This window comes from Mesorhizobium sp. M0088 (assembly GCF_040322895.1).
Lineage (GTDB): Bacteria > Pseudomonadota > Alphaproteobacteria > Rhizobiales > Rhizobiaceae > Mesorhizobium.
This window is the reverse complement of record NZ_JAMYUI010000010.1, coordinates 97,252-118,589: the sequence shown is the minus strand read 5'-3', so window position 1 is coordinate 118,589 and position 21,338 is coordinate 97,252. Positions and strand designations below refer to the sequence as shown.

At 62.8% G+C, this 21,338-nt stretch carries 21 protein-coding genes; 16 read left to right on the top strand and 5 right to left on the bottom strand.

Translation table 11 applies throughout. The features are described from left to right. Positions 1–34: 34 nt before the first annotated feature. Entirely contained in the window at positions 35–1,132 is a 1,098-nt protein-coding gene (locus NKJ67_RS14155) for a lactonase family protein (protein WP_352581701.1), read from the bottom strand. Between the two features lie 199 nt (positions 1,133–1,331). Here NKJ67_RS14155 and NKJ67_RS14150 point away from each other — a divergent pair, with 199 nt between their 5' ends. The 8 genes from NKJ67_RS14150 (at position 1,332) to NKJ67_RS14115 (ending at position 8,905) form a co-directional block, all read left to right on the top strand. Continuing rightward, a complete protein-coding gene (locus NKJ67_RS14150; protein WP_127270127.1) occupies positions 1,332–1,883 on the top strand; it encodes a MaoC family dehydratase in 552 nt (183 codons plus the stop codon). Positions 1,884–1,885: 2 nt separating this feature from the next. After that, entirely contained in the window at positions 1,886–3,046 is a 1,161-nt protein-coding gene (locus tag NKJ67_RS14145) for a CaiB/BaiF CoA transferase family protein (RefSeq protein WP_127255131.1), read from the top strand. Then, positions 3,043–4,212, top strand: coding sequence for an extracellular solute-binding protein (locus tag NKJ67_RS14140; protein WP_256747222.1), 1,170 nt, complete (start codon positions 3,043–3,045; stop codon positions 4,210–4,212). Before NKJ67_RS14145 ends, NKJ67_RS14140 begins: the two co-directional genes overlap by 4 nt. 26 nt (positions 4,213–4,238) lie before the next feature. Next, on the top strand, positions 4,239–5,426 hold the full coding sequence (locus tag NKJ67_RS14135) for an ABC transporter substrate-binding protein (protein ID WP_352581700.1): 1,188 nt from the start codon (positions 4,239–4,241) through the stop codon (positions 5,424–5,426). A 70-nt stretch (positions 5,427–5,496) separates the two neighbouring features. After that, positions 5,497–6,234 (top strand): ATP-binding cassette domain-containing protein, encoded by a 738-nt coding sequence (locus NKJ67_RS14130; protein ID WP_352581699.1) that lies wholly within the window; start codon positions 5,497–5,499, stop codon positions 6,232–6,234. Then, complete coding sequence (locus NKJ67_RS14125) at positions 6,227–6,985, top strand: ATP-binding cassette domain-containing protein (protein ID WP_352581698.1); 759 nt, start codon at positions 6,227–6,229, stop codon at positions 6,983–6,985. The genes NKJ67_RS14130 and NKJ67_RS14125 overlap by 8 nt, the downstream gene beginning before the upstream one ends. Then, on the top strand, positions 6,982–7,932 hold the full coding sequence (locus NKJ67_RS14120; protein ID WP_352581697.1) for an ABC transporter permease: 951 nt from the start codon (positions 6,982–6,984) through the stop codon (positions 7,930–7,932). The genes NKJ67_RS14125 and NKJ67_RS14120 overlap by 4 nt, the downstream gene beginning before the upstream one ends. Position 7,933: 1 nt before the next feature. Beyond that, on the top strand, positions 7,934–8,905 hold the full coding sequence (locus NKJ67_RS14115) for an ABC transporter permease (protein ID WP_352581696.1): 972 nt from the start codon (positions 7,934–7,936) through the stop codon (positions 8,903–8,905). Positions 8,906–8,914: 9 nt separating this feature from the next. Here the strand turns inward: NKJ67_RS14115 and NKJ67_RS14110 are convergent, their stop codons facing one another. Further along, positions 8,915–9,754 carry an amidohydrolase family protein gene (locus tag NKJ67_RS14110; protein WP_352581695.1) on the bottom strand — a complete coding sequence of 280 codons (840 nt, stop codon included), beginning with the start codon at positions 9,752–9,754 and terminating at the stop codon, positions 8,915–8,917. Between the two features lie 65 nt (positions 9,755–9,819). Next, on the bottom strand, positions 9,820–10,605 hold the full coding sequence (locus NKJ67_RS14105; RefSeq protein ID WP_127267478.1) for an IclR family transcriptional regulator: 786 nt from the start codon (positions 10,603–10,605) through the stop codon (positions 9,820–9,822). Between the two features lie 169 nt (positions 10,606–10,774). On the opposite strand from NKJ67_RS14105, the gene NKJ67_RS14100 reads away from it, so the two are divergent. The 8 genes from NKJ67_RS14100 (at position 10,775) to NKJ67_RS14065 (ending at position 18,074) form a co-directional block, all read left to right on the top strand. Further along, positions 10,775–12,094, top strand: coding sequence for an ABC transporter substrate-binding protein (locus tag NKJ67_RS14100; protein ID WP_352581694.1), 1,320 nt, complete (start codon positions 10,775–10,777; stop codon positions 12,092–12,094). 134 nt (positions 12,095–12,228) lie between these two features. Next, positions 12,229–13,125 carry a carbohydrate ABC transporter permease gene (locus NKJ67_RS14095; RefSeq protein WP_352581693.1) on the top strand — a complete coding sequence of 299 codons (897 nt, stop codon included), beginning with the start codon at positions 12,229–12,231 and terminating at the stop codon, positions 13,123–13,125. 2 nt (positions 13,126–13,127) lie between these two features. Next, complete coding sequence (locus NKJ67_RS14090; protein WP_127267476.1) at positions 13,128–13,994, top strand: carbohydrate ABC transporter permease; 867 nt, start codon at positions 13,128–13,130, stop codon at positions 13,992–13,994. 4 nt (positions 13,995–13,998) lie between these two features. After that, positions 13,999–15,096: an ABC transporter ATP-binding protein gene (locus NKJ67_RS14085; protein WP_352581692.1), complete on the top strand. Its 1,098-nt coding sequence runs from the start codon at positions 13,999–14,001 to the stop codon at positions 15,094–15,096. Positions 15,097–15,101: 5 nt separating this feature from the next. Then, positions 15,102–16,214, top strand: a complete 1,113-nt coding sequence (locus NKJ67_RS14080) for a mandelate racemase/muconate lactonizing enzyme family protein (RefSeq protein ID WP_352581691.1) — start codon at positions 15,102–15,104, stop codon at positions 16,212–16,214. Between the two features lie 9 nt (positions 16,215–16,223). Beyond that, entirely contained in the window at positions 16,224–16,553 is a 330-nt protein-coding gene (locus NKJ67_RS14075) for an L-rhamnose mutarotase (RefSeq protein WP_352581690.1), read from the top strand. Then, the gene (locus NKJ67_RS14070) at positions 16,549–17,622 is read left to right on the top strand and encodes a Gfo/Idh/MocA family protein (protein ID WP_352581764.1); all 1,074 of its coding nucleotides are present in this window, start codon (positions 16,549–16,551) and stop codon (positions 17,620–17,622) included. The genes NKJ67_RS14075 and NKJ67_RS14070 overlap by 5 nt, the downstream gene beginning before the upstream one ends. Continuing rightward, positions 17,619–18,074 (top strand): MaoC/PaaZ C-terminal domain-containing protein, encoded by a 456-nt coding sequence (locus NKJ67_RS14065; protein ID WP_164781743.1) that lies wholly within the window; start codon positions 17,619–17,621, stop codon positions 18,072–18,074. Before NKJ67_RS14070 ends, NKJ67_RS14065 begins: the two co-directional genes overlap by 4 nt. A gap of 27 nt (positions 18,075–18,101) precedes the next feature. On the opposite strand, the gene NKJ67_RS14060 is transcribed toward NKJ67_RS14065, so the two are convergent. Both NKJ67_RS14060 and NKJ67_RS14055 read right to left on the bottom strand, forming a co-directional pair. Continuing rightward, positions 18,102–20,114 (bottom strand): putative 2-aminoethylphosphonate ABC transporter permease subunit, encoded by a 2,013-nt coding sequence (locus NKJ67_RS14060; protein ID WP_127320015.1) that lies wholly within the window; start codon positions 20,112–20,114, stop codon positions 18,102–18,104. After that, on the bottom strand, positions 20,098–21,231 hold the full coding sequence (locus NKJ67_RS14055; protein WP_352581763.1) for a putative 2-aminoethylphosphonate ABC transporter ATP-binding protein: 1,134 nt from the start codon (positions 21,229–21,231) through the stop codon (positions 20,098–20,100). Before NKJ67_RS14055 ends, NKJ67_RS14060 begins: the two co-directional genes overlap by 17 nt. Between the last annotated feature and the right edge of the window lie 107 nt (positions 21,232–21,338).

Genomic DNA, 21,338 nt, shown 5'->3' with positions numbered 1-21,338 from the left:
GCGACTTTGTCCAAGGCTTCGCGGTTGTGGGTGTTCAGCGCACGATCTTGACGCACATCGGCGTGCCGATCTCGATGGCGCGCCCGGTGTCGCTGAGTATGCCGGTCTCGGCGTCGCGCGCGAAGATCGAGATGCGGTCGGCGTTCTGGTTGGCGGAAAACAGATGGCCGCCTGACGGCGTCAGCGCCAGGTTGCGTGGCGTCGCACCGCCGCAAGGGACGTAGCCGACGAGGCTCAGCGATCCTGTCTGCTGGTCGACCGCCATGATGACGACGCTGTCGTGGCCACGGTTGGAGCCGTAGACAAAACGGCCATCCGGGGAAATCTGTATGTCGGCGCAATGGTTGCTGTCGCGCGCCTCGGCTGGCACCGCGGGCTTCGCGTCGATGAGCGTGAGCTTGCCCGAGGCTTCGTCCAGCGCCATCGCCACGATGGTCGAATCCAGCTCGTTCATAACGAAGACGAAGCGTCCGTTCGGATGCAGTGCGAGGTGGCGTGGACCGGCGCCGGATGGCAAAGCGGATTCGGTTAGCTTGGCCAGATTGCCGTCGTGCCCGATCCGGTAGGACACCAGCCGGTCGATGCCGAGGTCGGCGACGATGGCTGTTCCCCCGCCGATGGTTTCGGTGACGCTGTGGGCGTGCGAGCGCTCCTGCCGTGCCGCATTCGGGCCGCTGCCGGAATGCGAGACGCTGGCCAGCGGGGCCGACAAGGCACCACTCTCCTCTAAGCCATAGACCGCCACCGCGCGATCCGGACCGCCCTCGCCCATGCCGTAATTGGCGACCAGCAGTTTTGTCCCGTCGCGGGTGATGGAGTTATGGGCGGTGATGCTGCCCAGCGACGGCTGCTTGTTCAGATAGGTGAGCGCGCCCGAGGCACGATCGAAGCTGTAGGCGGAGACAGTTCCTTCGCGCCAGGTGAAGACTTCCGAATTGGCGTAGACGTGTGAACCGTCCGGCGTCACCGAGAGGAAGGTTGGATTGTCGACGTCATCGGCTTCAGCCAGCTTTCGGGTTTCCAGCGTCGTCTCGTCAAAGCTGTAGACGCTGAGGCCGACGCCCCGAGCGCCCTGAAAATACGGCGCCTCCCGGTTCAGGCTGCCGACAAAGACCAGACAATCCTTGTGCATGATTTTCCTCCCTGCCCGCCTGCGCTTCGGCGCGCGGGAGCAGCCAAAATTTCGCCTGTTCACGCTTGCAACGCAACCCCATATGTGAAAATACTATTTACAAAAGAAGATTGACGGGAGGAGACGTCTTGCATTCAGGCCCCTTGATGCGTGTTCAAATGGTTGCGCGGTCCCTTCGGCAGGACTGGCGGATTCGGTCATGAACGATTTCGCATCCACCGTCGGTGTCGCCTCGACGCATCCCAAGAACATGCCGGCGGATCATGCCGCGCTGCCGGTATGGAACGCCGAAAACTGGTTCTATGAGGATTGGCCGGTCGGGCAGAAGATCCGCTCGTTGCGACGGACCATGGCCGAAGGCGACAGCCATTTGTTCAACACGTTGGTGCTCGACATCCACCCCTATGTGCAGGACCAGATGTTTGCCGAGAGCGAAGGCATTTTCGGCAAGCGGCTGATCGCCGGCGCCTTCGTCTTCTCGGCTGGCCTGGGACTGGTCGCCACCAACTGCGTCAACGCCTTTTCCTATGGCTACGACAAGCTCCGCTTCATAAAACCCGTCTTCATTGGCGACACGATCTATTCGATCCGCTCCAATCTCGACAAGAAGCCCCGCTACCAGGAGATGGGGTTGATCCGCGCCAGCTACGAGGTGTTCAAGGGCGAAGGCGAGCTGGTTCTCTATTGCGAGCATCTGCAGACGGTGAAGTACCGCAACCCGGCCGACTTCGTCGGCAAGACGGAGAAATAACGATGCCGGCAGCAGCCGAATTGCCGCTCGCCGGTCTCGTCGTCGTCGACATGAGCCAGTTCCTGTCCGGGCCTTATTGCTCGCTGAGGCTGCTCGATCTCGGCGCGCGCGTCATCAAGATCGAGCGCCCGGATGGCGGCGACCTGTCGCGCCGGCTCTATCTCAGCGACACCGAGATCGGCGGCGATTCCACCATCTTCCATGCCATCAACCGAGCCAAGGAAAGTCTTGCCATCGACCTCAAGAACGAGGCCGACCTCGAGGCGCTGCGCGGCCTTCTGGCCAAGGCCGACGTGCTGATCCAGAATTTCCGGCCGGGCGTCATCGAACGGCTCGGCTTGGACTATGAGGCGGTCCGCAAGATCAATCCACGCCTGGTCTATGCCTCGATCAGCGGCTATGGCGAGGACGGCCCGTGGGTCAAACGCCCGGGCCAGGATCTCCTGGCGCAGGCGCGTTCCGGCGTGATGTGGTTGAACGGCGACGAGGACCAGGGGCCGGTGCCATTCGGCCTCGCCATCGGCGACATGCTGGCCGGTGCGGCCTGTGCGCAGGGCATTCTGGCCGCACTGGTGCGGCGCGGTATCACCGGTCAGGGCAGCCACATCGAAACCAGCCTGCTGGAAGCGCTTGTCGATTTCCAGTTCGAGGTGCTGACCACGCATCTCAATGACGGCCGCCGGCTGCCCAGGCGCTCCAGTTTCCGCAGTGCGCATGCCTATCTGTCGGCGCCTTACGGTGTCTATCCGGCCAAGGACGGCTACCTCGCCATCGCCATGACGCCGATCCCCAAGCTGGCCGATCTCTTGTCGCTCAGCGAACTCGCACCCTATCGTGACAAGCCGGCATCCTGGTTCACCGCGCGCGACGACATCAAGGCGATCATCGCGCAGCGGATCGCGACCAAGACCATCGATGAGTGGCTTGATATCCTCGAGCCGGCCGACATCTGGTGCGCCAAAGTGCTGACCTGGCCGGAGATGCTGGCGAGCGAAGGGTTCCAGTCCCTCGACATGCTGCAGACGGTGACGCGCGAGGATGACGTCTCGATCCTCACCACCAGTTCGCCGCTCCGGGTCGACGGCATCAGAGCCAAGGTCGACCGGGCAGCACCACGCATCGGCGAGCACAGTGCTGCGATCCGCGCGGAGTTCGGCCTGTGAGTTCGCCCAAGCTCAAAGGTATGACCTGGAGCCACCCGCGCGGCTACGATCCGATGGTCGCCTGCTCGTCGCTTTGGCAGCAGAAGACCGGCGTCGTGATCGAGTGGGACAAGCGCTCGCTTCAGGATTTCGAATCCTTCCCGGTCGAGGAACTCGCGCGCGCCTATGATCTCATCGTCATCGACCATCCGCATGTCGGCCAGATCACGGCGGAGCGTTGCCTCGAGCCGCTGGATGTCACCGGCCGCGAGGCGGAGCGCACGGCCCTTGCCTCGGACAGCGTCGGCCAGTCCTATCCGAGCTACAACTGGCAAGGACGGCAATGGGCTTTCCCGATTGATGCGGCAACCCAGGTCCAGGCATGGCGGCCGGATGCGATCAGTGCGCCACCGGCGCGCTGGAGCGAGGTGCTCGATCTCGCCCGTCAAGACCGCGTGCTGCTGCCGCTGCGGCCGCCTCACGTGTTGATGGTGTTCTACACGCTTGCCGGCAATCTAGGGCATGCCTGCACGACCGATCCATCCAACGATCTGATCGATGTGGAGATCGGTAGCCAAGTCTTCGAGGCAATGCGCGAGATCACAGCGCTGGTCGATCCCGCGTGTTTCGAGATGGACCCGATTGCCGTCTCCGAACGTATGGCGGAGGCCAGTTCCAGGTTCGTCTGCGCGCCACTGATCTATGGCTACGTGTCCTATGCGACGGATGGCTTTCGGGCGAACCGGCTGGCCTTTGCCGATGTTCCGGTCATCGGTTCCGGCGGCCCTGTCGGTTCGGCGCTTGGCGGCACCGGCATAGCGGTTTCAGCCTTTTCCAAAGCCAGGGATGCCGCGATCGACTTCGCCTATTGGGTCGCGAGCGACGATGTCCAGCGCGGCCCCTATGCCGCCGCCGGGGGCCAGCCCGGCCATGCAGCGGCCTGGGAAGATCAAGCCGTCAATGAAGCGACCGGCGACTTCTATCGGGATACGCGCGCGACGCTGGAGGGCGCATGGGTGCGGCCGCGCCATGACGGCTACATGGCGTTCCAGCAGGCGGCTTCCGAACGCATCCTTTCCGGCATGACCTCCCGGCATCAAGCCCGACAGGTCGTTGCCGATCTCAATCGCCTGTTTCGGGAGAGTTTCCCGGCGCAGGTGTCCGGCGCTGCCGGTGGAGGAGCCTGAACCAAACCGAACGGAGGAGAACAAGAATGACAGGAATGATCCGCGGCCTGCTGGCCGCAACGGCGCTTGCCTCGCTTGCAACGACCGCCTTTGCACAGGATGTGCAAGGCGTCATGGGTGGACTGCCGACCGAACTCAAGGCGCAGTATGACGGCGCGCCCCAGAAGGTGCTGCCCTCGGCCTGGGACAATTTCACCGCGCCGCCCAAGCCGTGGAAATGGTGCCACTCGGAATCATACCAGGGCAATCCGTGGCGGGTCACGGTGACCAAGGAGTTGAAGCGTCTTGTCGACGGGCTGATTGCCGACGGAATGGTGTCCAGCTTCGAAGTGTCTGATTCCAACAACGATGCCAGCCAGCAGATCAACCAAATCCGCGCCTTCATCGACAAGAAGTGCTCGATCATCACCTCGATCCCGGGTTCGGCGACGGCGCTTGACGACGCCATCGACGCTGCCGCCAAGGCCGGCATTCCGTTCATCACGGCGGCCGGCTCGGTGACCAGCCCGAACGCGATCAATGTCGATTCCAACTATGCGCGCTGGGGCTATGACATGATGGCGGCGATCGGCAAGGCGCAGCCGGACGGCGCCAGCATCCTTCTGGTCGAAGGCATCGCGGGACACCCGATCGTCGTGCAGGAGCGCCAGGGCGCGGACAAGGCGCTGGCCGAAAATCCGAAGCTGAAGATCTCGCGCAACGTCAACGGCAACTGGACGGCCAACGTCACCAAGACAGTGGTGCTGCAGGCGATCGCCACCAACCCGGCGCCGATCGATGCGGTGTGGACGACAGGCAGCGAGAGCCGTGTCGTTGCCGAAGCCTTCGCGGAAGCCGGCCGGCCGGCGCCATTGATCACCGGCTCGATCACCGGCGATGCTTTGGGCTACTGGAAGGCTAACCCCGACAAGTACCGCTTCGAAGGCCATGCGGTGCTGCCGCACTGGACCGCGCAAACGCTGTTCCGCGTCGGTGAGCGCATGCTCGACGGACAGAAGCCGAAGCTGAACACGCTGCTGATCCCGATCCCGCCTGTCCACAACGCCGATCTCGGTGCCTGGTATAAGGACTGCATGACGACCGATGCCGTGTCGATCTTCCCGATCCCGCCGAAAGATCCGATGCCCGAGGAATGGCTCGACGCCTATTTCTCGAACCCGGCGCCGACCAAGGGCTGGGATTATTCGAAGGTCCCCGACGCCTGCGCAAAATAACGCTGCGCGAACCAGTCTCTCAGCAGGCCGGCCCTTTCGCGGAGCCGGCCTGCCAGCATCGAATTGTGACATGCTTGAAATCAAAACCATATCCAAGCGCTATGGCGAGACGATCGCGCTCGCGGACGCATCGATCGCGTTCCGGGCGGGGACCATCCACACCATTCTGGGCGAGAACGGTTCGGGCAAGAGCACGATGGTCAAGCTGCTGTCCGGCATCGTCCAGCCGGACAGCGGCGTGATCCTGCTGCACGGCAAGCCATTCTCTGGCGCCAATCCATCGGCCTTCCAGGCGCAAGGCTTCGCCACGGTATTCCAGGAGGTGCTGATCGCGCCGGACCGCAGCGTAACCGACAACATCCTGCTCGGCCTCGACGGACTGGTCCGGCGTGCCGTTCCCCGTCATGAGCGCCGTGACCGGGCGGAAGCTGCGCTGAAGCGCTTCGCGGTCACCGACGTCCCCCTCGACAAGCCAGCCGGCCTGCTGCCGCTTGCCGCGCAGCAACTGGTCGTCCTTGCTCGCGCGATCGTGCGCAACCCCAAGATCCTGATCCTCGACGAGGTCACCGCCGCGCTTGACTTTGCCGACCGCGAATCGGTGTTTTCGTTGATGCGTGCGCTTGCCGGCGAAGGCTGCCTGATCCTGTTCATCACCCATCGCATGGACGAGGTGATGTCGCTTTCGGATCGCATCTCGATCCTGCGGGGCGGCAGCGTGGTGCGCACCGAAGAGCGCGGCGCTTCCACGCCGGCGGAACTTCTCAAGGCGATGGCGCCACGTACCGCCGTGGAATTGGCGCATGGCTGATCGCAGTGCTCTCGATTTTGGTGGTCTTGCCGTTCGCGAACTCGTCATCGCGCCTGGAGCCAGCCCGATCACGCAGGCAATCGCTCCAGGTGAGATCGTCGGACTTGCCGGCCTCGATGGTCATGGCCAGGAGCTGTTCCTCAAGATGCTTGCCGGTCTGGAACCGCCGCATGGCGGCTCGATCGAACTCGGTGCATCGGGTGCGTCGCGCAAGATTACCGGGTTTCGCAAGGCTGTCGCCAGCGGCATCGCCTATTTGCCGCGCGACCGACGCGCCAACGGCATTTTCCCCACACAGTCGGTGCTCGACAATTTCGCCGTCTCGACCTTGTCGCGCGACACGCGGCTCGGCCTGATCAGCCTGTCGGCACGCAAGGCGCGTTACGACCTCTATCGCGAAAAACTCTCGATCGCCGCACCCCGGCCCGATGCGCCGATCACCACTTTGTCGGGCGGCAACCAGCAGAAGGTGCTGTTGGCGCGTGCCTTGGCGCTGGAGCCCGCGATCCTGCTCCTCAACGATCCGACGCGTGGCGTCGACGTGGCGACGCGGCATGTGCTCTACGACGTGTTTCGCGGGCTGGCGGCCGACGGCATGGGGCTCGTCATCCTATCCAGTGAAATCGAGGAGATTCTTCTCCTGTGCCAGCGCGTGCTGGTGTTCCGTGAGAATGAAGTCACGGCCGAGATCTCCGGCGACGCGCTCACCACCGACAGCGTGATATCAGCCATGTTCGGACGTGCGGCATGAACCCTGTTGCGCGCCTCCTGTCCCTTGGGCGAAATTTCGGCTTCGCGGTCGTGCTGCTGGTCGTGCTGCTCGCGGTCAATCTCATCCTCAGCCCCGGGCGGTTCCAGCCGGGTTCCTGGGGCGCGCTGGTCGGATTGGCGGCGCCCTTGATCGGTGCGGCCATTGCGTCCACGCCTGTCATCCTCGCCGGGCGTGGCGGCATCGACATCTCGGTCGGGCCATTGATGGGCTTCATCAACGCTTTGGCGATCCAGGTGCTGTTCCTCGGCGCCGGCATCTCATCACCCCTGGTGCTCGTTCCGGCGGCGTTGCTCGTCGGCGCGCTGGTCGGTGCTGCGAACGGCTTTCTGGCGACAATCGTGCGCATCCAGCCGATCGTCGCCACGCTCGGCACCTATCTGATCCTGGCCGGCGTCACGCTGACGATCCTGCCGGCGCCGATCGGCCCGGCGCCGGCTTGGCTCAAGGCCTTGTCCGGCCCGCTCTCGATGCTTCCGCTGGCACTGATGTTCATCGCTTGGTGGCTGGTGCGGCGCACCCCCTACTACGACCAGTTGATGGCGGTCGGCAGCGACGACCGCGCGGCCTACACCGCCGGCGTCGATGTCACGCGCGTGCGCTTCACCGCCTATGTCATGACCGGCATCCTGGGCGGATGCGCCGGGCTGATGCTGACCGCGCTGATCGGCTCCGCCGACCCTAACATCGGGCCGACCTACACGCTGATCGCCATCGCCGCCGTAGCGCTCGGCGGCGTCAGCCTGGCCGGCGGGCGTGGCGGCGTCGCCGGTGCAGCCATTGGCGCCATCGACATCTTCCTGCTGCAAAGCGTGCTGACGACGTTCAACGTCTCGACCTTCGTGCTGCAGATCGCCTACGGCGCGATCCTGGTGCTGGCCGTGATGCTGACAGCGCTGCAGGAACGTCTTGCCATGGGGAGACGCTGACATGTTTTTGCGCCAAAACCTCTTCGCCACAACCAACGCCCGCGTCGTCGGCGCCTTCTGCGTCGCCGCCCTTCTGCACCTTGCCGGCACCCTCCTCATTCCCGGCTATTCGGCGCCGTTTGCGATACGCGCCATGCTGGTGCTCGCTTCGCTGCTTGCCGTCGCCTCGATCGGCCAGACGCTGGTCGTCATCATGGGCGGGATCGATCTGTCGATCCCGTTCGTCATCGGCTTTGCCAATGTCGTGGCGGCGCAGCTCTATGGCGACGGCTGGAATTTTGTTGTGGTCTGCGGCCTTGTCGGTGCGCTGGCGCTCATCATCGGCGGGCTGAACGGGCTGATCTCGCGCAGTCTCGACATCCAGCCGCTGATCGTCACGCTCGGCATCGGCTTGGTCGTGCAAGGGCTGGTGCTGCTGTGGACAGCCGGCTTCCCATCGGGCTCCGCGCCGCAAGCGGTATCCAGCTTCGTCTCGATCGGCGGATCGGCCGGACCGCTGCCGGTGCCGTGGCTGGTGCCGAGCCTGGTCGTGCTGGCCGCACTCGTCGTGCTGGTGCTGGAGCGAACGCCCTATGGCCGCCGGCTTTACGCGCTGGGCAGCAATCCGGGCGCGGCGCCGCTGGCGCTGATTGACCCGGTTCGCATGTGGGTCATCACCTATGCGGCAAGCGCTTTCTTCGCCGCCGTGGCAGGGGTGCTGCTGCTCGGCTTCACCGGTTCGGCCTATGGCGATGTCGGCCAGCCCTATCTGTTCCAGACCATCGCGGCGGTCGTCGTAGGAGGCGCAGCACTTGTCGGCGGCCGGGGAAGCTATCTCGGCACGATCGCCGGCGTGCTGGTGCTGACCGAGATCAACACGCTGCTGATCGGCCTCGGCTTCCAGCCCGCAGCGGTGCAGGCCGCGCTCGGCTTCGTCATCGTGCTGCTGGTTTCGCTCTATGGCCGCGAACGGCACGTCTCGACAACCATCTGAAAGGACCAGTCAGTCGAGCCGCCACAGCTTGCGGGCATTGCCGGACAACAGCCTGTCGCGCTCGGCAATGCTGCAGCCCGAGAGCAATGCATGGGTCGCCGCCACCCAGGTCGACAGGCCGCCGCCTGGCGTGCAGACCGGCCAGTCGCTGCCCCAGACGACGCGGTCCCAGCCGAATGAATTGATGGTGTGCTCGACGTACGGCCGCAACGTCTCAACCGTCCAGCTGCCGGCATCGGCATAGGCGACGACACCGGAAATCTTGGCCATGACATTCGGGCGCCGGGCGATGTCGCTCATATGCTCGCGCCATGGATGTTCGCTCTTGCCTTTGATGTCGGGGACGCCGCAATGGTCGAGGATGAACGTCACATCGGGTGCCAGATCGGCCAGCGCGATCGCCTTGGGGATCTGGTGCGGCAGCACGACGAGATCGAAGGTCAGGCCGGTGCCGCCAAGCCGCTTTATGCTGTCGCGAAACACCGCACCTTCCGAGAGATCGTCGGGCACGACATGGAGGACGCGGCGAAAGCCTTTTACGAACGGGTTTGCCCGCTGCCGTTCGAGATAGGCCGCGAAGTCCCCTTCCTCAGGGCGGCAGGACGCGATCACCCCGGCCAGCATGCTGCCGGACTGCCGTGACAGTCCTTCCACACGAGCGGTCTCGGCTTCGATGTCGGCCGCATCGACATCGACCTCCATATGCAGCACACGCCCGACGCCGACACGCTGCGCCTCCATCGCGTAGTCTTCATAAGAGAAATCGCGGTTGAGCGCCGGCACGCCGACGAGCCAGGGATAGCGCAGGGCCGAGCGATCGATCAGGTGAAGATGGGTATCGATGATCATGGTGAGGCTCCTCCCTCAGGCTTTTCAAATCATCTCACGGGGGAATTCTTCATTCAAATAAGAATTCACGCCGATGAGCCTACTGCCGATCCAGCGAGGTGCGACAGCTTTTCACACGTTGCCAGCAACAGTTCGATCGTTCTGGTGATGTCGGGCGCGGAAGGCGCGTTGACCACCGTGATGTAGGGAATCGACAACGCCGCGATCGCCTTGCCGTCGGAACTGCGCACCGGGGCGGATAGGTTGAAGACGCCGGCTGTCTGCATCGAGGCCATCATCTCGTAGCCACGGTCGCGGATCTGGTCGAGACGGGTGAAGAACTCGGTCGATTGCGCCGTCTTGTCGGTGCTGCGGACGTGTTCGGAAATCATCATCTGGCGCTCTTCCGGTGAGCGGAAAGCGAGCAGCACATGCCCCGACCCAGTGTCGAACAGGCTGATGTGCGAGCCGACCCGGATCGAGATGCCCCAATAATTCGGTGCTTCTTGCTGGCCGATGACGACGGCAGAACCGCGATCAAAAACAACGAGTTGGTTGGCCTGCTGCGATGTCTCGGCAAGTTCACGCATTAGCGGCGTCGCATAGGAGACCAGCCGCCGTACCGGCGCGTGCAACTGTGCCAGACCGAACAGTTTGAGCGTTAGCGAATAGCGGTCGCCGTCGAGGCGCGTGACGTAGCCGCGCCGCACCAGCCGGTCGAGCATGCGATAGAATTCGTTGGGACTGCGGTCGAGTTTCTTGGCGATTTCGGCCTGGGTCAGGCCGCCGTCGACGCCCGCCAGCAGTTCAAGGATATCGAGCCCCTTGTCGAGCGCTGGCGCGCGATAGCGCTCGTCTTCGCTGTCGTCCATGGGCTCATCCTCCAGTGAATTTCACCCTTCATATACGCAGGAACGTGCGCGGCGGAAACAAATTTCGCCTTGACGTGTCTATGAATGTTTTGTTTGTATATGAATGTAGCACTTCTTGTCATCAGACGAGTTGCGGTCGCCGCGGAGGCGGCACCAAGGGAGGATACCAATGAACAGACTGCTGTCCGGCGTGTGCGCCGGTGCATTGTTGCTCGCGTCAGGTGCGGGCGCTGCCCTTGCCGGCGACCTGCCCGGCAAGTTCGAAGGCGTGACCGTCGACGTGAAGCTGATCGGCGGCCAGCAATATGAAAAGCTCTACGAGCGCATTCCCGAATGGGAGAAGGCGACCGGCGCCAAGGTCAACATCCTGACCAAGAAGAACGGCTTCGACATCGATAAGGAGCTCAAGTCCGACATCGCCTCGGGTAGCACCAACTGGTGCGTCGGCTGGAACCATTCGTCCTTCGCGCCGCAATATACGGGCCTTTACACCGACCTCAGCAAATTGCTGCCCAAGGAAGAGATCGACGCTTTCGTGCCGTCGACCATCAAGTCGGCAACTATCGACGGCAAGCTGGAGATGCTGCCGCGCGCGCAGTTCGACGTTTCGGCGCTCTACTACCAGAAGAGCCTGTACGAGAACGCCGACAACAAGACCAAGTTCAAGGCGAAATACGGCTATGATCTGGTGCCGCCGGATACCTGGAAGGAAGTCACCGACCAGGCTGAGTTCTTCGCCAACCCGCCCAATTTCTACGGCACGCAGTTCGCCGGCAAGGAAGAGGCGATCAACGGCCGCTTCTACGAGATGGTGGTCGCCGAGGGCGGCGAATACCTCGACAAGGACGGCAAGCCGGTCTTCAACTCCGAGGCCGGCATTCGGGCGCTCGACTGGTTCGTCAACCTCTACAAGGCCAAGGCCGTGCCGGCCGGCACCACCAACTACCTCTGGGACGATCTCGGCCAGGGCTTTGCGTCCGGCACCGTCGCCATCAACCTCGACTGGCCGGGCTGGGCCGGTTTCTTCAACGACCCGAAGTCGTCGAAGGTCGCGGGCAATGTCGGCGTCAAGGTTGCCCCGAAAGGTTCGTCCGGCAAGCGCACCGGCTGGTCCGGTTTCCATGGCTTCTCGGTGACCGAGAACTGCCCGAACAAGGAGGCCGCGGCTTCCCTGGTGTGGTGGCTGACCAACGAAGACAGCCAGAAGCTCGAGGCCGCCGCCGGCCCGCTGCCGACCCGCACCGCGGTGTGGGACTGGGATTTGAAGCAGGCCGAAAACGATCCTTACAAGAAGGAGGTTCTTACCGCCTTCCAGGAAGAGGCCAAGCACGCGTTTGCCGTGCCGCAGACGCCTGAATGGATCGAGATCTCGAACGCCGTCTATCCCGAGTTGCAGGCGGCGATCCTCGGCGACAGGACCTCCAAGCAGGCACTGGACGATGCAGCCGCCAAGGCGACGCAAATCCTCCAGGACGCCGGCAAGCTCTAGAAACGGGCTCCCAGGGCTGCCTCCCCCACCAGAAATGGGGGAGGCGATCGCGTTTTCGCGGCCAGCGGTTTGCGCTAACCCATCGCCCCCGGCCCACGCACCGCCGTCCAAATGCAAACACCTCAAGGATTCTGATGAAGGGCTTCAAGCCATCCGCGCCATTCCTGCTGCTGCTTCCGGCCATGATCGTGCTGGCGGCGGTTGTCGTTGTGCCGTTGCTGTTGTCCCTTTACTCCAGCTTCACGCCGTTCCGCCTGACGCGGCCCGAAACGTTCTACGTCTTCATCGGCATCCGGAACTATCTTTTGATCCTGTCCAACACCGATTTCTGGTGGGCGTTCGGCCGCACGGTGCTGCTGCTGACCATCGCGCTCAATCTCGAAATGCTGCTCGGCCTTGGGCTTGCCATGCTGGTCGAGAAAGCGACACGCGGCCAGCGCATCCTGCGCACGCTGATGATGTTTCCGATGATGTTCTCGCCAATCCTCGTCGGCTTCCAGTTCAAGTTCATGTTCAACGACAATATCGGCCTGGTGAACAATTCGCTGCAGTCGCTCGGCATTACGCAGGACGCCATACCGTGGTTGATCGAGGGCCATCTCGCCTTCATCGCGATTTCGATCGCCGAGATCTGGTCGTCGACGGCGATCTTCGCCATCCTGATCCTCGCCGGCCTGCTCGCCATGCCCAAGGAGCCGATCGAGGCGGCGCGTGTCGACGGCTGCACGCCGTGGCAGACATTCCGCTATGTGACGTGGCCGTTCGTCATGCCTTTCGCCTACATAGCCATGACTATCCGTTCGCTCGACGTGGCGCGCGCCTACGACATCGTCAAGATCATGACCGATGGCGGACCGGCGGGCCGCACCGAACTGCTATGGACCCTGGTGGCCCGCACCGCCTACAGCGACGGGCGCATGGGCATGGCCAACGCCATGGCCTATTTCTCGATCCTGCTGTCGATCGCCTTCACCGTCTACTTCTTCAACAAGCTCGCCGCGGCGCGCACGCAGATTGGTGCGGAGTGGTGAAGATGGACGAGAATTCTTCCGCCCGCCTGAAGCGCCGGCTGCTGGGCATCGTCTATCGCATTGGCCTGTTCCTGGCGATGCTGACGATCTGCCTGCCGGGCCTGTGGATCGTCCTCTCGTCGCTGCGGCCGGCGGTCGAGATCATGGCCAAGCCGCCGGTCTGGATCCCGCAGGAGATTTCGTTCGACGCCTATGTCGCCATGTTCAGCGGTATCGGCAAAGGCGGCATTCCAGTGATCGAATATTTCCGCAACTCGTTGATCATCTCGGTGACCTCGACGGTCATTGCAGTGGCCATCGGCATGGCCGGCGGCTATGCGTTCGCGCGCTACCGCTTCCGCGGCAAATCGAGCGTCTTCCTCGGGCTGATGCTGACGCGCACCGTGCCGGGCATTGCGCTCTCGCTGCCGCTGTTTTTCCTCTATGTGCGGCTTGGCATCATCGACACCCATTTCGGGCTTATCCTTGCCTATGTCGCGCTCAACGTGCCGTTCACGATCTGGCTGATCGACGGCTTCTTCCGTCAGGTGCCCAAGGACCTCGCGGAGGCCGCGCAGATCGATGGCTGCACGCGCTGGCAGGCGTTCTGGCAGGTCGAGTTCCCGCTTGCCGGGCCGGGCATCGCGTCGGCCGCGATCTTCGCCTTCCTGACCTGCTGGAATGAGTTCGCTCTGGCCTCGCAGCTGACCCGTTCGGTGAGCGCCAAGACGCTGCCGGTCGGGCTGCTCGATTACACGGCCGAGTTCACCATTGACTGGCGCGGCATGTGCGCGCTGGCCGTGGTGATGATCATCCCGGCGCTCACCCTCACCTACGTCGTCCAGAAACACCTTGTCGGCGGCCTGACCTCCGGCGCGGTGAAAGGCTGATACCATGGCAACCGTTACCCTCACCAAGCTGACCAAGCGCTACGGCACTGTCGGGATCGTGCACGGCATCGATCTCGATATCGCCGACCGCGAATTCATCGCGCTGGTCGGCCCCTCCGGCTGCGGCAAGTCGACGACGCTGCGCATGATCGCCGGGCTGGAAGAGATCAGCGCCGGCTCGATAGAGATTGGCGGGCGCATCGTCAACGATTTGCCGCCACGCTCGCGCAACATCTCGATGGTGTTCCAGTCGTACGCGCTCTATCCGCACATGACGGTGCGCGAAAATCTCGGCTTCTCTCTGAAGATCGCAGGTGCCGCCAAGGAAGACATGGAGCGCCGCGTCGCCGAGGCCTCGGCCATCCTTGGCCTCGACACGCTGCTGGATCGCCGCCCCTCACAACTGTCCGGCGGCCAGCGCCAGCGCGTCGCCATGGGCCGCGCCATCGTGCGCGATCCTGACGTCTTCCTGTTCGACGAGCCGCTTTCCAATCTCGACGCCAAATTGCGCACGCAGATGCGCACCGAGATCAAGAAGCTCCATGCCAAGGTGCAGTCGACGGTGATCTACGTCACCCACGACCAGGTCGAAGCGATGACGCTGGCCGATCGCATCGTCATCATGCGCGACGGCCATATCGAACAGGTCGGCACGCCCGACGAGGTCTTTCGGCGGCCGGCAACCCGCTTCGTTGCCGGCTTCATCGGTTCGCCGCCGATGAATTTGCACGAGGCCACGATCGATGACGGCCAGATGGTTTTCGCCAACGGCGAAAAGCTGCCGCTGCCCGCTCAGTTCAAGGCCAATGTCGAGACCGGCGACAAGGTTGTGTTCGGGCTACGGCCGGACGACATCTATCCAACCGGCCATGGCATCAGTTCCGGTGGCGCGGCAGACGTCCACCAGATCGAACTGCCGATCACCGTTACCGAACCGCTCGGGAACGAGACGCTGGTGTTCGTCGAATTCAACGGTACGGACTGGGTGTCGCGCATGCTGAACCCGAGGCCACTCCGGCCGGGCGAGCGCGTCGCCATGAGCCTCGACATGTCGCAGGCGCATCTGTTTGCCACCGAGACCGGAAAGACATTGCGGAGCTGATCGGCATGACCAGAATCGAGAAAGTCGAGCTACGGATGGTGGACCTTGTGCCCAAGGTCAAACGCACCGACGCCATCCAGAGCTTCGTCAGCCAGGAAACGCCGATCGTGACCATCACCGATTCCGACGGCGCGGTCGGCACCGGCTACAGCTACACGATCGGCACCGGCGGCTCGTCGGTGATGCGGCTTTTGTCAGACCATCTGGTGCCGCGCCTGATCGGCCGCGACCCCGACATGATCGAGGCGATCTGGCACGATCTCGAATTCGCCACGCATGCCACCACGATTGGCGCGATCACCGCTATAGCGATCGCGGCGATCGACACGGCACTGTGGGACCTACGGGCAAAGAAGCAGAATCTGCCTTTGTGGAAACTGGCCGGTGGCGCCAAGGATCGCTGCCCGCTCTACACGACCGAAGGCGGTTGGCTGCACATCGAGACGCAGGCGCTGGTTGACGATGCGCTAGCCGCCAAGGCGAAGGGCTTTCGCGGCTCGAAAGTGAAAATCGGCAGGCCGCACGGCTCGGAAGATCTTGCCCGCCTGTCGGCGGTGCGCAAGGCGGTCGGCGACGGCTACGAGATCATGACCGATGCCAATCAGGGATTTTCGATCGACGAGGCGATCCGGCGCGCCGCAAGATTGCGCGAGCTCGACCTCGCCTGGATCGAGGAGCCGCTGCCGGCCGACGATATTGACGGGCATGTGCGGTTGTCGAACTCGACGCCGACGCCGATCGCGATCGGCGAGTCGCTCTATTCCATCCGCCATTTCCGCGAATACATGCAGAAAGGCGCCTGCTCGATCGTGCAGGTCGATGTCGGCCGCATCGGCGGCATCACGCCCTGGCTCAAGATCGCGCACGCGGCGGAGGCCTTCGACATTCCGGTCTGCCCGCATTTCCTGATGGAACTGCATGTCAGCCTGACCTGCGCTGTTCAGAACGGCCGATACGTCGAGTACATTCCGCAGCTCGACCAGTTGACCGGCAAGCGCCTGCGGATCGAGGATGGCCAGGCGCTGGCGCCCGACGAACCGGGCATCGGCATCGACTGGGACTGGGACGCGGTCAAGGCCATGAGCATCGCCGAATTCACCACGGCGATCACGAAATAGGAGACTGATATGCAGCGGATGGGGATGGTTCTGCGACTGAAGCCGGAAAAGGTCGAGGAGTATGTCCGCCTCCATGCCGCCGTCTGGCCCGACGTGCTGGCCATGATCTCCGCCTGCAACATCAAGAATTATTCGATCTACCTGAAGCGGCCGGAGAACCTGCTGTTCAGCACTTTCGAATATCACGGCAGCGACTACGAAGCCGACATGGCGAAGATGGCGGCCGATCCGAAGACGCAGGAATGGTGGGCGGTCTGCATGCCATGCCAGGAGCCGCTGGCGACGCGCAAAGAGGGCGAGTGGTGGGCCGAGATGGACGAGGTCTTCCATCATGATTGAAGGCGGTTTCGACCCTGCCTTGCTCGTTCAATCCTGGCCAAAACCCTCAAAACCCCGGCCGATCGTCACTTTCGGCGCCGGATCGATCGTCGGCGACGCGCATTTCCCGGCCTACAGGAAGGCCGGCTTTCCAGTAGCCGGGCTTTATGATCCTGATCATGCCAGGGCTGAAAAGCTGGCCAGCCAATGGGGCGTGACGGCCTTTGGCTCGGTCGAAGAAGCTGCTGCCGTCGAGGGCGCGATCTTCGATCTTGCCACCCCGCCGTCGCGTCATGCCGATGTGCTGAAGTTCTTGCCTGATGGCGCGGTGGCGCTGATCCAGAAGCCGATGGGCAGCAACCTTGCCGAGGCGACCGCGATCCTCGAGATCTGCCGCGCCCGGAAGCTGCACGCAGCGGTGAACTTCCAATTGCGCTTCGCGCCGATGATGCTGGCGCTCAAGGATGCCGTCGGCAAGGGCTGGCTCGGCGAGATCGTCGACTTCGATGCCTGGCTGGCGCTGGCGACACCGTGGCAGCTTTGGGAATTCCTGCTCAAGGCGCCGCGCGTCGAGATCGCCATGCATTCGATCCACTATCTCGACCTGATCAGGCAATTGCTCGGCGACCCCAAGGGTGTGCACGCCAAGACGCTCGGCCATCCCAACCATGCCGTGGCGCAGACGCGCACCAGCGCCATTCTCGACTATGGCGACACCGTGCGCTGCGCGCTGTCGATCAACCACGACCATAAGTTCGGCCGCCGGCACCAGGCCTGCGAGTTCCGCATCTGCGGCACAGAAGGTGCCGCCTATCTCAAGCTGGGTCTCAACCTCGATTATCCCACAGGTGAACCGGATGTGCTGGAGATTTACCCCAAGGGTGGAACGGACTGGGTCGCGGTGCCCTTGGCCGGCGAGTGGTTTCCAGACGCCTTCGTCGGCCGCATGGCCAATGTCCAGCGTTTTGCCACCGGAGAAGATGCTATGTTGATCAGTCCGGTCGAGGATGCCTGGAGCACGATGGCGCTGGTCGAGGCGGCGTATCAGTCGAGTGCGGCACCGGCGACGCCGATCGCGGAAAGACCCTGATGGAACAGATACAGTATTTCGAAGACTATGAGATTGGCGCGTCGCGCCTGACCAGCGGCCGCACCATCACAGAGACCGACTTCATCGTCCATGCCGGCCACACCGGCGATTTCTTCCCGCACCACATGGACGCCGAGTTCATGAAGACGACGCCATTCGGCCAGCGCATCGCGCACGGCACGCTGGTGTTCTCGGTCGGCATCGGGCTGACGGCAACCGTCATCAACCCTGTCGCCTTTTCCTACGGCTACGACCGGTTGCGCTTCATCAAGCCGGTGTTCATCGGCGACACGATCCGGACGCGCACCACAATTACGGCCAGGGAAGACGACCCGAAGAGGCCGGGGTCGGGACGGGTGATCGAACGCTGCGAGGTGATCAACCAGCGCGGCGAAGTGGTGCTGGCGGCCGACCACATCTACATCGTCGAACGCAGGCCGACGCAGGGCTGAGACTTGGGAAAGTCCTAGAGCATTTCATTATCGTACCCGCCAACCCTGAGTTCTTTTCAGGATACCTTTCGAAACAGCCAAGTGAATGATCCGCGCGAATGCGTTGGTGTAGAAGATCATCATGCCCATGGCAGCAGCAGGCGCGGTGTCGCCAGCGTCGTCCATGTTGAGCACTGCAACCGAGGCGAGCGCCGTGTGTGTTGTATAGATGAAGACCACCGCGGAAACCGTCGTCATGGCGTTGACGAAAAGATAGATCGAGATGTCAAGGATTGCCGGCAGACAGATCGGCACTGTCACCCGCGTGAACAGGCGATAGAAAGGCTGCTTCAGCGAGGCCGCGACCGGCTCGAACTCACGATCGATCTGCTTCAGCGCCGTCAGGGCCGTCAAATGACCGACCGTGTAAAAGTGCGTCACGGTGCAGACGACCAGGATCGCCATTGTGCCGTAGATCGCGTGCAGCGGATTGGCCGGATTGTTGAAGAAGAAAATATAGGCCAGGCCAAGCACAAGCCCCGGCACCGCCATCGGCAGCATGGCGAGGAAGTGGAAGGCTGCCCGTCCGGTCCTGAAGCCTTCGGTCTTTTCGACGATGTAAGCGCCGACGAAGACGATGACGGTTCCAAACACAGCGGTGAGCAACGAGAGCGTGATCGAGTTGTAGTAAGAAGCCCAGCCTCCGCCATCCATGCGACCGAACGCGAAATTCTTCAGGCTGAGACTGAGGTCGTAGGGCCAGAACTTGACCAGCGCGGCGTACTGGCAAATGCCGATGATGCCGGCGATGAACAACGCGACCAGGCTGCAATAAGCCAGACAGACCAGGTCGAAGCGGCGATTGGGTTTTGCCTCGTAAGGCACCGAGCGGGCCGACAGGAGCGAAACCTGCCTGCGCTGGACCAGGCGGTCGACGACGAAGGCGGCGATGGCCGGGATCAGCAAGATGACCGAGACCACCGCCCCCATCTCGAAATTCTGCTGACCAATCACTTGCTTGTAGATATCGACGGCGAGCACGTTGAACTGGCCGCCGATGACCTTCGGCAAGCCGAAATCGGTGATGACGAGCGTAAACACGACAAACGCCGCGGAGATCAAACCGTAGCGCGCGCCCGGAATGGTAACGACCCAGAACGTCCGCCACTTGCTGGCGCGCAGCGAAGCGGCGGCTTCATATTGGCGCTGGTCGGAGATCGCCAGTGCCGTCGAGATAATGATCAGAGCATGGGGAAAGGTGAAGAATATCGAGCCGACGACAATCCCCAACGGACCATAGATCGATATGCCGCCAAGCAGGCTTTTCAACAGGCCCTGGTTGCCGAACAGATAGATGAGGGCGATGCCGGGCAGTAGCGACGGCACCAGGATGGGAGCCATGGCGATGAGCCTGAATAGGCCCTTGAAGCGCATCTTGCTTCGGTTCAAAGCGTAGGCGAAGCCGAAGGCTATGCCGACCGTGATGATGGTGCTGATCAGCGCGATCAGGAAGGAGTTCTGGATCGAGCGGAACAGCGTTGGCGTCGAGAAGTAGGTTGTGTAGTTGTCCAACCCAAGCTCGCGCGCGGGCCTCAGCATAATGCGCCGAAAGGTGTTCGAATCGACTTCCTGCCATTCGGTGCCGCGGTGGAGTTGCGTGCCGATCAGGAAATAAGCGTCATCGGTCGTGCCGCGGACCTTGTATTTGACCGGGCTGCGGAAACTGAAATCCGGAAAGAAGCTGGTGGCCGGTAGCCGACCATCGGAACTGGTCGCAAGCTTTTCTGGCGGGACCGCGGCGAGTTTCTCGTTCAGAGCGGCGGCCGTCACTGGCTCGCCGAAATTGCCGAGCTTGTCGCTGACCTGGAATTCGAACGCGCCAAGATCGAAGCTGTAGGTCGAGAACGATTTCGACAGCATCACGTAGAGCGGGGCTGCCAGCGACAGGACCAGATAGAACGAGATGACGACCAGCAGGCCGCGCTTGATCAACTCGTCCTTGTCGAGCGACTGTCGGAGCGCCCGACCGGACGGCATCAGGATATCAGTTGCCGCCGCCATGGCGCTCTCCTTGCGGGAAGACAAGCAGTCGGTCGGCGGGCAGTTCCACCGTTAGCGCTCCGCCTTCGGCGAGGCCGAGACGCCGCGTGGCGTTGACCGAGAAATCGGCGATCAGAATCTCGTCTCCAAGCTCTCCGCCGCGCAGCCGGGTGCGCCAGAACGAACCCAGGAATTCCATTTCACCGACGGTCACTTCGATCAGGTTTTCCGAAGTCTTCACCACATCGGGCGCTCCAGGCGAGCGCGAGCCCGGCCCGTGTGGAATCACGTCTTCCGGCCGAATGGCGGCGACGACTGCTTCGCCGTTCGCAAAGCTGTGCGGCGCGCATCTGAAAGCCTTCGTCCCGAAGCCTACCGAATCTGCTCCTACCGTCGCATCGAACTTGTTGGTCTCGCCGATGAAATCGGCGACGAACAGCGTCCTGGGATGGCGATAGATTTCAGTCGGGCTGCCGACCTGCTCGATGACGCCATGGTTCATGACGACAATGCGGTCGGCCAACGACAATGCTTCTTCCTGGTCGTGCGTAACCATGATCGTGGTGACGCCGAGCTTGCGCTGCAGCCCCTTGATCTCGTGGCGCAAGTGCACGCGCACCTTGGCGTCGAGCGCCGACAGCGGCTCGTCGAGCAGAAGCAGGCCGGGCGAGGTGGCGATGGCCCGGGCGAGCGCGATGCGCTGCTGCTGTCCGCCGGAAAGCTGCGCTGGGTATTTCTTCGCCTGATCGGACAAGCCGACCAGCATGAGCAATTCCTTGACGCGGGCATCGATCTCGGCGCGCGGCCGTTTGGTGTTTTCCAGGCCAAAGGCGATGTTCCTTTCAATCGTCAGATTGGGAAACAGCGCGTAGGACTGAAACACGATGCCGTAGTCGCGTTTTGACGGCGGCAGCGTTGAGATATCCCTGCCCCCCTGGCGGACGACGCCTCTGGTCTGCAGGTCGAGGCCGGCGACGGCGCGCAGCAGCGTGGTCTTGCCGCAACCCGAAGGGCCGAGAAAACAGATGAATTCGCCTTCGTTGATGTCGAGCGAGATGTCCTTCAGCGCATGGAACTCGCCGAAGGCCTTCCAGAGATGTTCGATCTGCAGGTAGGCCGTGTTGCCGGCAGCGGTCATGGGATGCACCTCGGCCAGCGTTGCCGATAGATCAGCGACGGGTTCGTGTCTCATTTTGACCATCCGGGAAGAGTTACGAGAAGGGCGCCGCTCTGACGGCGCCCTGT